Origin of the sequence: uncultured Agrobacterium sp., assembly GCA_913777615.1 — a bacterium.
Taxonomy (GTDB): domain Bacteria; phylum Pseudomonadota; class Alphaproteobacteria; order Rhizobiales; family Rhizobiaceae; genus Agrobacterium.
Window position 1 is genome coordinate 16,776 of the sequence record CAJYTK010000014.1, and the last position, 14,438, is coordinate 31,213.

The 14,438-nt window shown below is 58.7% G+C and carries 12 protein-coding genes and 1 pseudogene; all 13 read left to right on the forward strand.

The genetic code is table 11. The features are described from left to right. Positions 1–18: 18 nt before the first annotated feature. Positions 19–1,086, forward strand: a complete 1,068-nt coding sequence (locus tag QZ862_RS13880; protein WP_296100593.1) for an ABC transporter permease — start codon at positions 19–21, stop codon at positions 1,084–1,086. After that, on the forward strand, positions 1,083–2,015 hold the full coding sequence (locus QZ862_RS13885; RefSeq protein ID WP_113179171.1) for an ABC transporter permease: 933 nt from the start codon (positions 1,083–1,085) through the stop codon (positions 2,013–2,015). Before QZ862_RS13880 ends, QZ862_RS13885 begins: the two co-directional genes overlap by 4 nt. A gap of 11 nt (positions 2,016–2,026) precedes the next feature. After that, positions 2,027–2,860, forward strand: coding sequence for an ABC transporter ATP-binding protein (locus QZ862_RS13890; RefSeq protein ID WP_113179172.1), 834 nt, complete (start codon positions 2,027–2,029; stop codon positions 2,858–2,860). Further along, positions 2,857–3,606, forward strand: coding sequence for an ABC transporter ATP-binding protein (locus QZ862_RS13895; RefSeq protein ID WP_296084073.1), 750 nt, complete (start codon positions 2,857–2,859; stop codon positions 3,604–3,606). Before QZ862_RS13890 ends, QZ862_RS13895 begins: the two co-directional genes overlap by 4 nt. Before the next feature lie 93 nt (positions 3,607–3,699). Continuing rightward, on the forward strand, positions 3,700–4,605 hold the full coding sequence (locus QZ862_RS13900) for a LysR family transcriptional regulator (RefSeq protein WP_296084071.1): 906 nt from the start codon (positions 3,700–3,702) through the stop codon (positions 4,603–4,605). Between the two features lie 236 nt (positions 4,606–4,841). Next, entirely contained in the window at positions 4,842–6,377 is a 1,536-nt protein-coding gene (locus QZ862_RS13905; protein ID WP_296100594.1) for an ABC transporter substrate-binding protein, read from the forward strand. A 99-nt stretch (positions 6,378–6,476) separates the two neighbouring features. Then, positions 6,477–7,427: an ABC transporter permease gene (locus tag QZ862_RS13910; protein ID WP_296100595.1), complete on the forward strand. Its 951-nt coding sequence runs from the start codon at positions 6,477–6,479 to the stop codon at positions 7,425–7,427. After that, the gene (locus QZ862_RS13915) at positions 7,424–8,245 is read left to right on the forward strand and encodes an ABC transporter permease (protein ID WP_296015514.1); all 822 of its coding nucleotides are present in this window, start codon (positions 7,424–7,426) and stop codon (positions 8,243–8,245) included. The genes QZ862_RS13910 and QZ862_RS13915 overlap by 4 nt, the downstream gene beginning before the upstream one ends. Positions 8,246–8,299: 54 nt before the next feature. Next, positions 8,300–9,685, forward strand: a complete 1,386-nt coding sequence (locus QZ862_RS13920) for an amidase (RefSeq protein WP_296100596.1) — start codon at positions 8,300–8,302, stop codon at positions 9,683–9,685. A 140-nt stretch (positions 9,686–9,825) separates the two neighbouring features. Beyond that, positions 9,826–11,676, forward strand: coding sequence for an ABC transporter ATP-binding protein (locus QZ862_RS13925; protein WP_296100597.1), 1,851 nt, complete (start codon positions 9,826–9,828; stop codon positions 11,674–11,676). A gap of 105 nt (positions 11,677–11,781) precedes the next feature. Beyond that, positions 11,782–12,735 (forward strand): sugar-binding transcriptional regulator, encoded by a 954-nt coding sequence (locus tag QZ862_RS13930; protein ID WP_296015519.1) that lies wholly within the window; start codon positions 11,782–11,784, stop codon positions 12,733–12,735. A gap of 141 nt (positions 12,736–12,876) precedes the next feature. Continuing rightward, complete coding sequence (locus tag QZ862_RS13935; protein WP_296100599.1) at positions 12,877–14,190, forward strand: sugar ABC transporter substrate-binding protein; 1,314 nt, start codon at positions 12,877–12,879, stop codon at positions 14,188–14,190. Positions 14,191–14,311: 121 nt separating this feature from the next. Further along, a pseudogene (locus tag QZ862_RS13940) lies at positions 14,312–14,438 on the forward strand (sugar ABC transporter permease); the annotation flags it as partial.

A 14,438-nucleotide genomic window follows, 5' to 3' on the forward strand; every position in this document is an offset into this window, starting at 1 on the left:
TCCGGCAGGATTGGTCCATTGAGTATCGTTGAAACCCCCGCAAGCCTGAGGCACGGCAAACGCCGTGCCAACAGGCGCCTCATCGCCGTTCTTGGCTTCGTCGTTACCGTCGTTACCACCTTTTTGGGGCTGCTGGCGGTAACTTTCTTTATCGGCCGCGTCATCCCGATCGACCCGGCGCTGGCAATCGTCGGCGATCGCGCGCCTGCGCATGTGGTGGAGCGCGTTCGAGAAGAGCTCGGTCTTAACCTGCCGCTTTGGCAGCAGTTCTTCATCTACCTGAAGCAGGCTCTGACGGGCAATTTTGGCACGTCGGTGCTGACAACCAATCCGGTGATGGACGACATCAAGCGCGTCTTCCCGGCAACCATTGAGCTTGCCACGCTCGGTACGTTGATCGGTGCTATCTTCGGCGTTCCGCTTGGCGTGCTGGCGGCGGTCAAGCGCGGCAGCATTATAGACCAGATCGTGCGTGTCATTGGGCTTATCGGCTATTCCGTGCCCATCTTCTGGCTCGGCCTTCTGGCGCTTCTCTTGTTTTACGCCAAGTTGAACTGGGTCGCCTATCCGGGTCGTATCGATATTGTCTACGAGTTCACCTTCACGCCTACGACCGGATTTTATCTGTTCGACGCGCTGTGGCAGGGCCAATGGGATGTGTTCTGGGATCTCTTCCGCCACATCATCCTGCCCGCTGGACTGCTCGGATATTTCTCGCTCGCCTATATCAGCCGCATGACTCGCTCTTTCATGCTCAATGAACTGGCTCAGGAATATATCGTCGCTGCTCGCGCCAAGGGACTGTCAGAAACACGCATCATCTGGTTCCATGCGCTGCGCAATGCCGCGGTACCCCTGCTGACGGTCATCGTGTTGTCCTACGCCGGTCTACTCGAAGGCTCGGTTCTGACCGAAACGATCTTTTCGTGGCCGGGGCTCGGCCTTTACATCACCAATTCCCTGCAGAATGCGGATATGAATGCCGTGCTCGGCGGCACGATCGTGATCGGCGCCGTCTTCATCGGGATCAATCTCCTGTCCGATCTGCTCTACCGGACGCTCGATCCAAGGACGCGCAGCCGATGACGGATACAATGACCATCGTGAAACCCTATAGCCGCGAATGGCTTCTCTCCGACCGCCCGACCTCGCGAAAGCAGGCGCGGCTCGGACGGGCCTACGTCATCTGGCGGCGCTTTTCGGAAAACCGTCTGGCGCTCGCTGGCCTCGGCATCATTCTGGCGCTGATCCTGGTGGCGATCTTCGCAGATGTGCTCGCACCGCATTCCGCAGTCCAGGGGGATTTGCGCAACGCCCGCCTTCTTCCTCCAGGAGCCGATGGATATTGGCTTGGCACAGACGATCAAGGGCGCGATATCCTGTCCCGTTTAATCCACGGCTCGCGTCTAACACTCTTCGTCGTCGTGCTGGTGGCAATTATCGCCGCACCGATCGGGCTGATCGTCGGCACCGTCGCAGGCTATGCCGGTGGATGGATCGACGCGGTGCTGATGCGCATCACCGATATCTTCCTAGCTTTCCCGAAGCTCGTTCTTGCGCTTGCGCTTGTCGCGGCTCTCGGTCCCGGCATCGAGAACGCTGTGCTGGCGATCGCCATTACCTCATGGCCGCCTTACGCCCGTATTGCGCGTGCCGAGACCATGACGTTTCGCAATTCCGATTTCATCGCTGCGGTGAAGCTGATGGGGGCATCTCCCTGGCGCATCGTGCTGAAACATGTCATCCCGCTGTGTTTCTCTTCGCTCATCGTGCGCGTGACGCTGGATATGGCAGGTATAATCCTGACTGCCGCCGGTCTCGGCTTCCTGGGGCTCGGCGCGCAACCACCACTCCCCGAATGGGGCGCGATGATTGCATCCGGCCGTCGCTTCATTCTCGACCAATGGTGGGTTGCCGCGATGCCGGGTGCCGCCATCCTCATCGTCAGCCTTGGCTTTAACCTGTTGGGCGACGGGCTTCGCGATGCGCTCGATCCGAAGGAGGCTGGCCAGTGACCACATCTGCGATGACACCTCTTTTGACGGTCGACAATCTGCGGGTCAGTTTTCCGACCAGAACAGGCCTGGTTGAAGCCGTGCGGGGCGTTTCCTTTTCGCTCGGCAGGGAACGTCTCGGCATCGTCGGCGAATCCGGTTCAGGCAAATCACAGACCGGTCGCGCCATCATGGGGCTGACCCCTGGTCATGCAAAAATTGAAGCCGATGCACTTCGCTTCGGCGATATCGATCTTTTGAGAGCGCCTGCTAAGCAGCGCCGCGCCATTCGCGGCAAGCAGATTGCGATGATCTTGCAGGACCCGAAATATTCGCTGAACCCGGTCATGACTATCGGTCGCCAGATCGTCGAGACGCTGAAGACGCACGAGAGAATCGGCTTTGCCGAGGCGAAGAAGCGCGCGCTCGATATGCTTGAGGCGGTGCAGATCCGTGATCCCGAACGCGTCTTTGGCCTCTATCCGCACGAAGTGTCCGGCGGCATGGGGCAGCGGGTCATGATTGCCATGATGCTCGTCTGCGGGCCTGAGCTTCTGATCGCGGACGAGCCGACATCGGCGCTCGACGTGACGGTGCAGCTGGAAGTGCTAGATATTCTCGACAAGCTGGTCCGTGAGCGCGGCATGGGCCTGATTTTCGTCTCACATGATCTCAGGCTCGTCTCATCCTTCTGCGACCGTGTGCTCGTTATGTATGCGGGCCGCGTGGTGGAAGAGCTGCCATCTGCCAATCTGCAGAATGCGCAACACCCCTATACGCAGGGGCTCCTGAACTGTCTGCCGAAGATCGGCGAGCACCGGCATCCGCTGCCGGTCCTTCAACGTCAAGCGGAGTGGCGCCTATGACGGTCGCGCTGTCTGCCAAGGATATCGTCGTGGACTTCGACGGTTATCTAGCGCTCGATCGGGTCAGCATCGAGGTCGCCAAAGGTGAATCCTTTGGGCTCGTTGGCGAATCCGGTTCCGGTAAGTCCACACTCCTGCGCGCCATTGCCGGTCTCAACCATTTTGAGGAAGGTACCCTCACTGTGGACGGACGGACCTATAACAAGAAGTCGCGCGACAAGAGCTTCTACCGCGATGTCCAGATGGTATTCCAGGACCCCTATGGTTCGCTCCATCCGCGCCAGACGGTGGATGCCATTCTGCTGGAGCCGCTCGCCATTCATGGCATGGACGATAAAGAAGTGCGCATCACTCGCGCTCTGGACGAGGTGGGGCTCGGCACCGGCTTCCGGTTCCGCTATTCGCACCAGCTTTCGGGTGGCCAGCGCCAGCGCATCGCGATTGCTCGCGCTCTGATCCTGGAGCCGAAAATCCTCCTTCTCGATGAACCGACGTCTGCGCTCGATGCGTCGATCCAGGCGGAAATTCTCAATCTGCTTGAACAGGCGCGCAAGGACAGAAACCTCACCTTCGTCATGGTCAGCCACGATCTCGGCGTCATCAGCCACATGTGCGACAGGCTGGCGGTGATGAAAAGCGGCAAGATCGTCGAGTCGATGGAGGTGCATCAGCTGGAGACCAGAGAGTTTTCCGCCGATTATACCCGTCAGCTGATGGTGGCGAGCGAAGGTTTCCGGCGCGATTGAGACCGGCTCACGCCTGGTGTATGACCGCAGCAGTGGAGGACGCTGGTTAAGTCTGTCCAACAGCCTTGATCGAACACTGGGGATGATCGCTCCATGCAATTGCGCGCATTGATGTATTTTGATGAACTGGTCCGTACCAATTCCATGCGCGCGGCAGCCGAGAACCTGAATGTTGCACCCACCGCGGTTAGCCGTCAGATCGAAAATCTCGAATATTATTTCGGGACACCGCTGGTCGAGCGCTCCAGCCGCGGGGTGAAGCTGACAGCGGCAGGCGAACTCCTTGCCGCACGCGCCGGAAAGACGCTGCGGGAGTTGGACCATGTCAACCAGCTGATCGATGATCTGAAGGGGCTGCAACGCGGCCGCGTCACGATCTATGCCAATGGTGCGACCGTCGCCAATCTGCTGGCCCCCGTCCTTGCACAGTTCAGCCTGAAATATCCAAAGCTGCGTTTCGAGGTCAATATCACCAGCGCGCGCCAAGCCATAGAGGCGTTGGGAACGGCGGAAGCCGACCTCGTCGTTAGCCTCTTTGCGCCGAAGCTTTCCGGCGTCAAGGTGCGCTCACGCACGCGCATCAGCTATGATGCGATCTTCCCGGCGGGGCATACGCTTGCCGGCCAGCCCGAAGTGACGTTGAAGGAACTTGCCGGGCTTCCGCTTGCTCTGCCGGACAAAACTTTTGCCGCACGACAGGCGTTTGACGCCCTCTTTGCGGAGGCCGGGATCGAACTCGATCCGGTCTTCATCACCAGCTCGCTGGAAATGCTGAAAGAACTGGTGCAGGGTCACGCTGCGGCGACGCTTTTGCCCGCTCTTTCGGTGGCGCGCGAGTTGCGCAGCGGCCAGATGGTTGCCGTCCCTCTGGCTGCCAAGAAGGGCATCCACACACAGATCGACCTCTGCGTCGCGCCGGACCGGCAACTCTCCTTTGCAGCCTCCAAACTCGCCGACTTTATCGAACGTTTCATGCGTGAGGCAACAACGTCTCCGTAAGGAGCATCGCGATCCTTCAGGCTCTTTCTCGATGCTTTACGTTTTTCCTCTATCGAACTTTGTCCATTCGATCACCGTCTGTCGGTTGATTTTCCTCCCCAAGACCGTGTAGCGTTTTCCGCTACGCGGAGCACACAAAAATGCAGATTGTGTGTGCGCCGTCTCCGTGCCACTCTTTTTGCAACAGATGGTCTTTCAAAGGGCAAAAAGCCCGGGCCGTCCGACAGGGGATAATGATGCCACGCACTTATTTTTCGCAGGCGGCGAAGCTCTCTCGCCGTACCGCCCTGACCCTTGCCTTGGGGACGGCGCTATGGCTACCGTTCTCGGCTGTTGAGGCTGAGGCCGCACCCAAGACGGCGCTGACACTTGGTATGGCGATCGAGCCGACGGGCCTGGACCCGACGATTGCAGCCCCCGTCGCCATCGGTCAGGTCACGTGGCAGAACATTTTCGAAGGCCTTGTCACCATTGACAGCAAGGGGCAAGTCAAGCCGCAGCTCGCCGAGAGCTGGCAGATTTCTCCGGATGGCAAGACCTATACGTTCAAGCTGCACAGGGGCGTGACCTTCCATGACGGTGAGGCCTTTGATTCTTCCGTTGCTAAGTTTTCGCTGGATCGTGCCCGTGGCGAGAGCTCGGTCAATCCGCAGAAACGCTTCTTTGCTTCCATCGATACCATCGAGACGCCGGACCCTGAAACGCTGGTGTTGAAACTGAAGCAGCCCGCTGGCAGCCTCATTTATTGGTTGGGCTGGCCAGCCTCGGTCATGGTCGCGCCGAAGACTGCGGAAACCAACCGCACGACGCCGATCGGCACCGGCCCATTCAAATTTGTGAGCTGGGCAAAGGGTGACAAGGTCGAGCTTGAAAAGAACCCGTCCTATTGGGACAAGAACGTCGGGGTAAAACTGGAGAAAGCGACCTTCCGCTTCGTCTCCGATGCGCAGGCCCAGGCGGCGGCTCTGAAAGCCGGCGATATCGACGCATTCCCGGAATTTGGTGCGCCGGAGCTTATGTCCTCCTTTGATGGCGACGCACGCCTCGGCACCTTCGTTGGCAATACCGAACTCAAGGTCGTGGCGGGCATGAACAATGCTCGCAAGCCCTTCGACGACAAGCGTGTGCGCCAGGCGCTGATGATGGCGGTTGACCGTCCGACCGTTATCGAAGGTGCGTGGTCCGGTCTCGGCACCGCCATCGGTAGTCACTACACCCCTAATGACCGCGGTTACATCGATACAACAGGCGTGTACCCATATGATGTCGAGAAGGCGAAGGCCTTGCTCGCCGAAGCCGGGTATCCGGATGGCTTCAGCTTCACCATCAAGGCCCCTCAGATGGCCTATGCGCAGCGCACATCGCAGGTTCTCCAGGCCATGCTCGCGGAAATCGGCGTGACGATGACGATCGAGACGACCGAGTTTCCGGCCAAGTGGGTCGCGGATGTGTTCAAGGGTAGTAATTACGACATGACCATCGTCGCCCATGCCGAGCCGATGGACATCGATATCTATTCCCGTAACCCCTACTACTTCAATTACAAGAACCCGGCCTTCAACGAGGTCATTGCCGATGTCGAGAAGACCGCGGACGCCGGTGAGCAGGAAAAGCTCTATGGAGAGGCGCAGAAGATCCTCGCTGAAGACGTGCCGGCGCTCTTTCTTTTTGTGATGCCCAAGCTTGGTGTCTGGGACAAGAAGGTCAAGGGACTTTGGCAGGATGAACCTATACCGTCGAACGTGCTGACGGACGTTCGCTGGGAAGAGTAAGTCTTCGCAGGGACCGCACGTTCCGTCTCGCCTAGCATGATCCGGTGAGACGGAGCGATTGCAATCAACCGATCTTGGTGCGCAAGGAGTAGGTGCCAGATGTTAGCCGTCCTCATCCGGCGTCTCGTAAGCCTCGTCGTCACCTTGTTTGCGGTGTCGCTCATCATCTATTTTGTCATGGGCCTGCTGCCGGGAGATCCGGCGGCCATCATGCTCGGCACCTCTGCCAGTCCCGATACGCTCGCCGCACTTCAGAAACAAATGGGCCTCGATCAGCCGCTGCCGTTTCGTTATGTCCACTGGCTGATGGGCGTTTTGCACGGCGATCTCGGGCAGTCCTATACTTACGGTGTGCCGGTGGCAGGTCTGATTGTCGAGCGGCTGGCCGTTACCCTCCCGCTTGCGCTTCTCGCTGTCTGCCTGTCCATTGCCATCGCCATCCCGCTCGGTGTGGCGGCGGCACGAAACCGCAATGGCGCACTCGATTTCGCGGCGGGTCTGTTTTCCCACGTGGGTATCGCCGTGCCTGGCTTCTGGGTCGGGTTGCTGCTCATCATTCTTTTTTCCACCACGCTCGGCTGGATGCCTGCTGGCGGTTTTCCCGGCTGGACGCCGAGCTTATCCGCCGGTCTTCTTTCGCTTTTTCTGCCGGCCATCGCGCTCGCCCTTTCGCAAGCGGGTGTCCTGACCCGCGTCTGCCGCTCCGCTGTGCTCGAGGTAATGAATGAGGATTTCGTTCGCACCGCCCGGGCAAAGGGCCTGAGCGAGCGTGTCGCATTATGGCGGCACGCGGTGCCAAATGCGATGATCCCGGTCGTCACCATGATCGGTCTGCAATTCACCTTTCTGATTGCCGGTGCGGTGCTGGTGGAGAATGTCTTCAACTTGCCAGGCCTCGGACGGCTTGCCTATCAAGCGCTGACCCAGCGGGATATCGTCGTCATGCAGTCTGTTGTGCTGTTCTTCTCCGCACTCGTCATCACCATGAATTTCCTGGTCGATATCGCCTATCTCTTCATCGATCCAAGATTGCGGACAGGTGCACGATGATTGACTTGCTCCGTCGCCGCCCGGCATTCGTCATCGGCATTGCCGTCACAAGCTTTCTGATTGCGGTCGCATTGTTGTCCCTGGTCTGGACGCCGCTGTCTCCCACAAAAATGCAGATCGTTCAAAAGCTGAAGTCGCCCTTCGTCTATGGTGGGCTCGGCACCGATCACTTCGGTCGCGATGTCCTTTCCATGCTGATGGCGGGAGCCTGGAACTCGCTGTCGACGGCGATCGCTGCGGTCGCCATCGGTGCCTTCATCGGCACTGCAATCGGGGTTACGGTCGCCGCTCTGCGCGGATTTACCGAGACCGTGGTGATGCGTATCTGCGATATCATCTTCGCCGTGCCACCCATTCTGTCGGCGATGATGCTCGGTGCGTTCATCGGTACCGGTCGCTTTACTGCCATCATCGCTATCGCCACCTTCATGGTGCCTGTCTTTGCCCGGCTGACGCTAGGTGCAGCACTGCAGATATGGGCAAGAGAGTATATTACCGCAGCGACCAGCATCGGTCAGAACCGCGCCAAGATCACGTTCTTTCACATCGTCCCTAATATCTCCAACCAGATCATCGTGCAGGTGACGATCCAGCTTGGCCTTGCCATCCTTACGGAAGCCGGCCTCTCCTTCCTTGGTCTCGGCATGCCTCCGCCTGCCGCCACCTGGGGACGGATGCTCGCCGATGCCCAAACCTATCTCGGCGTCGCTCCATGGCTCGCTATCATGCCGGGGCTTGCCATCGCGCTTGCTGTCTTCGGTCTCAATCTGCTCGGTGATGGCCTTCGCGATCTCCTCGATCCGCGCGATACGACGTGATCGCCCGGAGCCGATATCACCCTCACAACCTGTAATTTTTGACGAGACGATTCCATGGCCGATCTCATAGACCTCAACACGCTCGAAATTCTGGCGCTTTACCGCGACAAGGCACTGTCCCCGTCAGAATATTGGCAGGCAGTGGAGGAACGCATCGAGGCATTCGAGCCAATCGTGAACGCGCTTTACGCCTATGATCCCGAAGGTGCCCGCAGGCAGGCGGCAGCCTCGACGCAGCGCTGGCTCAGGGGAGAAACGCTCGGGCCCCTCGATGGCCTTCCGGTCTCGCTCAAGGAACTCATCGCCACGAAGGGACAGCCTGTACCGCTCGGCACGAGGGCGGTAGAGCTTGTTCCGGCCCTGGAGGATGCACCGGTGGCTGCCCGTTGCCGTGAAGATGGGGCGATCCTCTATGCCAAGACGACCTGCCCGGATTACGGCATGCTTTCGTCGGGCCTTTCCAGTTTTCACAATCTGAGCCGCAACCCGTGGGACCCAACGCAAAATCCCGGTGGATCTAGTGCAGGAGCAGCGTCGGCAGGGGCTGCGGGCTATGGCACGCTCCATGTCGGCACGGATATCGGCGGCTCCGTGCGTCTTCCCGCGGGATGGACCGGGCTCTTTGGTTTCAAGCCCAGCCAAGGCCGTATTCCGGTCGATCCCTTTTACACCGGTCGCTGCGCCGGGCCGATGACGCGCACCGTCACCGATGCTGCTTACGCCATGTCGACATTGAGCCGTCCGGATTGGCGCGATGGCACGTCGCTGCCACCCAACACCATCGATTGGCTGGATCTGGAGATCGACGTAAGGGGCCTGAAGATCGGCCTGATGCTGGATGCGGGCTGCGGCCTGCCTCTGGATGACGAGGTCCGTGATGCCGTCACGTCTGCTGCAAGACTTTTCGAGGCCGCGGGCGCCATCATCGTTCCAGTCGAGCCAGTGCTGACGCGCAACATGCTGGACGGTCTGGACGATTTCTGGCGGGCCAGATTCTGGGGCGATATGGTGGCCTTGAGCGACGAACGCCGCGCAACCATTTTGCCCTATATTCTGGACTGGGCGAGCAAGGGTGCCGAGGTGTCAGGGTCGCGCGCAGTCTTCGGCTTCAACCAGACCATGGAGATGCGCAAAAGCTGCGGGCGGCTGATGCGGAAGGTGGATGCCGTCATTTCGCCGACCAATCCGATCGTGTCCTATCCGGCAGACTGGGCCTCTCCTACCAATGACCCACAGCTGCCCTTCGAACACATTGCCTTTACTGTCCCCTGGAACATGTCGGAGCAACCGGCCTCTTCCATCAATTGCGGCTTCTCGAAATCCGGCATGCCTATTGGCCTGCAGATCGTCGGCCCGCGCTACGAGGATCTTTTTGTCTTGAAGTTATCTAAGGCGTTCGAGGACTGGAGCGGGGGTGTGAAACAGTGGCCGCAGCCATAAGCGCAAGGCTGATCACGCGGGTGCCGAGGTTGCAAGCGTTAGCGCGCTGGGCGATGCTTCAAGCCGAGCTGTGGCACCCGAAACGAGAAATACCATGATGCCGACATGCGATTGTGCGGTCGAACTTTAAGGAGATCAGCATGCTTTTGGCCGGAACGTCCATGGAAGCAACCGGCGGGTCTGTGACCCCGGTCCTGTCGGTTCAAAATCTCACCACGTCCTTTCGCACTCCTGACGGATGGAAGTCCGTGGTTCGAAATATGAGTTTCCAGATCGCGCCGCGCGAAACGGTGGCAATCGTCGGGGAAAGTGGCTCGGGCAAGAGTGTCACGTCGCTTTCCATCATGCGTCTTCTCGATAAGAGGATGAGCCGCATCGAAGGGGAAGTCATGCTCGGCGGGCGCAATCTTTTGAGCTTGCCGGAAGAGGAAATGCAAAAGGTTCGTGGCAGGGAGATCTCGATGATCTTCCAGGAGCCGATGACGAGCCTCAATCCGATCTTTCCGATCGGCAGGCAGATCGCCGAAGCGCTCACCGTCCATCAGCCTATGTCTTCGTCAGCTGCGAAGGCTGAAGTCATCCGGCTTCTGGAAAAGGTGCGCATTCCCAATGCGACGAGCCGCTTTAACGATTATCCGCATCAGTTTTCCGGCGGGATGCGCCAGCGCGTGATGATCGCCATGGCCCTTGCGTCCAAACCGAAGCTCCTGATCGCCGATGAGCCGACAACGGCGCTCGATGTGACGATCCAGGGCCAGATACTCGACCTCATCAAGCAGCTGCAGGAAGAGGAGGGCATGTCCGTCCTCTTCATCACCCATGATATGGGTGTCGTGGCTGAAGTCGCGGACCGCACCATCGTCATGTTTCGCGGTGATGTGGTGGAGACCGGCACCACGGATGATATCTTCCACCGTGGCCAGCACCCCTATACGCGTGCGCTTCTTTCTGCGGTGCCCAAGCTTGGTTCGATGAAGGAGCGCGTGCTTCCCGCCCGCTTCCCGATCGTCGATATCAAGACGGGAGAAAGCCAGCCCGCAGCGGAGGTGAAGGACACGGTTTCGGGTAGCAAGACGCCCATTCTGTCGGTCAAAGATCTGACGACCCGCTTCGATATCCGCTCCGGTCTTCTTGGTCGTAAATCCGGTGCCGTCCACGCGGTGGAAAAGGTCTCCTTCGATCTTTCCGAAGGAGAAACACTTTCGCTCGTTGGCGAGTCGGGTTGCGGTAAATCCACCACCGGTCGCTCGATCACGCGACTGATCGAGCCGACGTCCGGCAATGTGATGCTCGATGGCTATGAGGTGATGCAACTCGACAAGGTCACGTTGCGCGCCATGCGGCGCAGTGTGCAGATGATTTTCCAGGACCCTTTCGCAAGCCTTGACCCGCGCATGAGCGTGGGTGCCGCAATCATGGAGCCCTTCCTCGAGCATCGCCTCGGCAACAAGCAGCAGGCGCGTGAAAAGGCTGCGGATCTGCTGGAGAAAGTTGGCCTTCACGCCGATATCATGGGGCGTTTCCCGCATGAATTTTCAGGCGGTCAGCGCCAGCGCGTCGCCATTGCCCGCTCTTTGATGCTCGACCCCAAGGTCATCGTCGCCGACGAGGCGGTCTCGGCGCTTGATGTCTCGATCAAGGCGCAGGTGTGCAACCTTCTGCTTGATCTGCAACAGAGCCTCAATCTGGCTTTCCTGTTCATCTCACACGATATGGCCGTGGTGGAGCGGGTCAGTCATCGTGTAGCGGTGATGTATCTCGGTGAGATCGTGGAGATTGGCCCGCGCGCCGCCGTTTTCGATAATCCCCAGCATCCTTACACGAAGAAGCTGATGTCTGCCGTTCCAGTGCCGGACCCCTCGCGACGGCATATTCGGCGCAACATGGCGACCGACGAAATCAAAAGCCCAATCCGCCCCGCAGGTTACGTGCCGCCGCCACGTCATTATCGAGAGGTTTCGGCTGGTCATCTCGTGCAGGAAGCAAGCTGAAAAGGTTAGGAACTACGGATCGTGATTCGCCTGCCGTGTCTCATAATTTGACATTTTGCCGCAAAAAATGTCAGCACTTGGTGACGAAGAGCTTAGGGCAAAGACATGGCCAGACGATCCGATAGCGGTGGGCGGTTAGACGATGCGGCACGTGCCGGCTGGCTCTATTATGTGGCTGGCCGTACCCAGGATGAGATCGCCGCCGCCATGGGAATTTCACGCCAGTCGGCGCAAAGGCTGGTCTCGCTGGCGGTGGCCGAACGCCTGATCAAGGTCAGGCTAGATCATCCAATTGCTGCCTGCCTGGAAAAGGCCGAAGCTCTGCGCGAGCGCTTTTTTCTGAAGCATGTCGAAGTCGTTCCGAGCGATCCGGCAGGAACGTCGTCGACGGTTGGGATTGCCGAGGCCGGTGCTGCGGAAATCGAACGTTGGCTGCGTCAGCCGGACCCGATCGTCCTTGCGATCGGAACAGGACGGACACTCAAAGCGGCGGTTGATCAGCTGCCGCCGATGGAGTGTCCGCAGCATCGCATCGTCTCGCTAACCGGCAACATCGGGCCGGACGGTTCGGCGGCCTATTACAACGTCATTTTCTCCATGGCAGATGCAATCAAGGCACGGCATTTTCCGATGCCTTTGCCAGTTCTCTGCTCATCTGCCGAAGAGCGAGAACTTCTGCACGACCAGGCGATGGTGCGCTCTACTCTGTCGCTTGGAGCCGCCGCGAACGTAACCTTCGTGGGAGTGGGTGAACTCGGGGAGAACGCACCGCTGTGCGTCGATGGATTTCTGGCTGTCGAAGACATGAAGCGTCTGATCGCCGAAGGGGCTGCGGGGGAAATCTGCGGCTGGTTCTTTGACGGCGATGGAAAGATCATAACCAATCCCATCAACGACCGTGTGGCATCTGTCCCCGTTCCATCACGCGAGACTTGCACGGTCATCGGCATTGCGCAGGGCCGGAAAAAATCGTCCGCTATGCTGGCCGCCTTACGAGGGGGCTTGTTGAACGGGATCATCACGGACGAGCAATCTGCCGAATATATGCTCACACACTGAGCAGAAATATTATTTTCAAATCAGCATATTAGCCGTCACTTGTGCGCTGCAGCGCAGGATGGTGCTTGACATTCTATGCTTCAAAGTGAGTAATTGCCCTCGAGCAAAGCGAATGCTCATTTTTCTTCTGGGAGGAAGATCATGACATTGAAGACACTTCTGCTGGGCGCATGCTCGGCTCTCGCCTTTTCCGGCCTCGCGTCTGCAGAAACACTGACCATTGCCACCGTCAACAACGGTGACATGATCCGCATGCAGGGGCTGACAAAGGAATTCACCGACAAGAACCCGGACATTCAGATCGAATGGGTCACGCTGGAAGAAAACGTCCTGCGCGAACGCGTAACGACGGATATCGCCACCAATGGTGGCCAGTATGACATCATGACGATCGGTAACTACGAGGCTCCGATCTGGGCAAAGCAGGGCTGGCTTCTGCCGCTCGAAAAGCTTGGCGACAAGTATGACGTCAACGACATGCTGCCCTCCATCCGTGGCGGTCTCACGGTCGAAGGCAAGCTTTACGCGGCGCCCTTCTATGGCGAATCCGCCATGATCATGTACCGCAAGGACCTGTTCGAAAAAGCCGGTCTGAAGATGCCGGAAAACCCGACCTGGGAATTCATCGGTGACGCGGCCCGCAAGATCACCGACCGCAAGGCTGACGTCAACGGCATCTGCCTGCGTGGCAAGGCCGGTTGGGGCGAGAACATGGCCTTCATCACCGCGCTCACCAACTCTTTCGGTGGCCGCTGGTTCGATGAAAACTGGAAGCCACAATTCGATCAGCCCGAGTGGAAGAATTCGCTGCAGTTTTACGTCGATCTGATGAAGGATGCCGGCCCTTCGGGTGCAGCCTCCAACGGCTTCAACGAAAACCTGACGCTCTTCCAGCAGGGCAAGTGCGGCATGTGGATTGACGCTACCGTTGCTGCATCCTTCGTGTCGAATCCGAAGGACTCAACGGTTGCGGACAAGGTTGGCTATGCGTTGTTCCCGACGCATGGCGAGTTGAAGAACCACGGCAACTGGCTGTGGTCTTGGAACCTTGCTATCCCGAAGAGCTCGCAAAAGGCTGAATCGGCAGAGAAGTTCATCGCCTGGGCAACCAGCAAGGACTACTCCGATCTCGTCGCTTCCAAGGAAGGCTGGGCCAACGTTCCTCCGGGCACGCGCACCTCGCTCTACAAGAATGCTGATTACGAGAAGGCGGCACCTTTCGCCAAGACGACGCTTGCGGCCATGAACGCAGCCGATATCACCAAGCCGACCGTCAAGCCTGTGCCTTATACGGGCGGTCAGTTCGTGGCGATCCCTGAGTTCCAGTCGCTCGGCACCACTGTCGGACAGCTTTTCTCCGCGGTCGTTGCAGGTCAGTCTTCGGTCGATGATGCGCTTTCGGGTGCCCAGTCCACTGCGACACGCGAAATGACCCGCGCCGGTTACATCAAGTAATCCTCCCAAAGCCCGTCGTCCGGCAAAAGCCGGGCGGCGGGCATTCTTAATTGTCTTTATAATCAAAAAAATGCACCTGCATGCGGTCTTGACGCTGCGCGCGATACTGGGAGGACAGCGAATGGCAACGCAAAACACCAGGAGCCTGGCGCGTGTGATGATGGCGCCCTCGGTTTTCCTGCTTTTGATCTGGATGATCGTGCCACTTGCGATGACGCTGTGGTTTTCTTTCCAGAACTACAATCTGC

Coding starts and splice junctions, on each gene's coding strand:
- QZ862_RS13885 (WP_113179171.1), top strand. CDS start 1,083: ATGACGGATACAATGACCATCGTGAAACCCTATAGCCGCGAATGGCTT.
- QZ862_RS13890 (WP_113179172.1), top strand. CDS start 2,027: ATGACACCTCTTTTGACGGTCGACAATCTGCGGGTCAGTTTTCCGACC.
- QZ862_RS13895 (WP_296084073.1), top strand. CDS start 2,857: ATGACGGTCGCGCTGTCTGCCAAGGATATCGTCGTGGACTTCGACGGT.
- QZ862_RS13900 (WP_296084071.1), top strand. CDS start 3,700: ATGCAATTGCGCGCATTGATGTATTTTGATGAACTGGTCCGTACCAAT.
- QZ862_RS13905 (WP_296100594.1), top strand. CDS start 4,842: ATGCCACGCACTTATTTTTCGCAGGCGGCGAAGCTCTCTCGCCGTACC.
- QZ862_RS13910 (WP_296100595.1), top strand. CDS start 6,477: ATGTTAGCCGTCCTCATCCGGCGTCTCGTAAGCCTCGTCGTCACCTTG.
- QZ862_RS13915 (WP_296015514.1), top strand. CDS start 7,424: ATGATTGACTTGCTCCGTCGCCGCCCGGCATTCGTCATCGGCATTGCC.
- QZ862_RS13920 (WP_296100596.1), top strand. CDS start 8,300: ATGGCCGATCTCATAGACCTCAACACGCTCGAAATTCTGGCGCTTTAC.
- QZ862_RS13925 (WP_296100597.1), top strand. CDS start 9,826: ATGCTTTTGGCCGGAACGTCCATGGAAGCAACCGGCGGGTCTGTGACC.
- QZ862_RS13930 (WP_296015519.1), top strand. CDS start 11,782: ATGGCCAGACGATCCGATAGCGGTGGGCGGTTAGACGATGCGGCACGT.
- QZ862_RS13935 (WP_296100599.1), top strand. CDS start 12,877: ATGACATTGAAGACACTTCTGCTGGGCGCATGCTCGGCTCTCGCCTTT.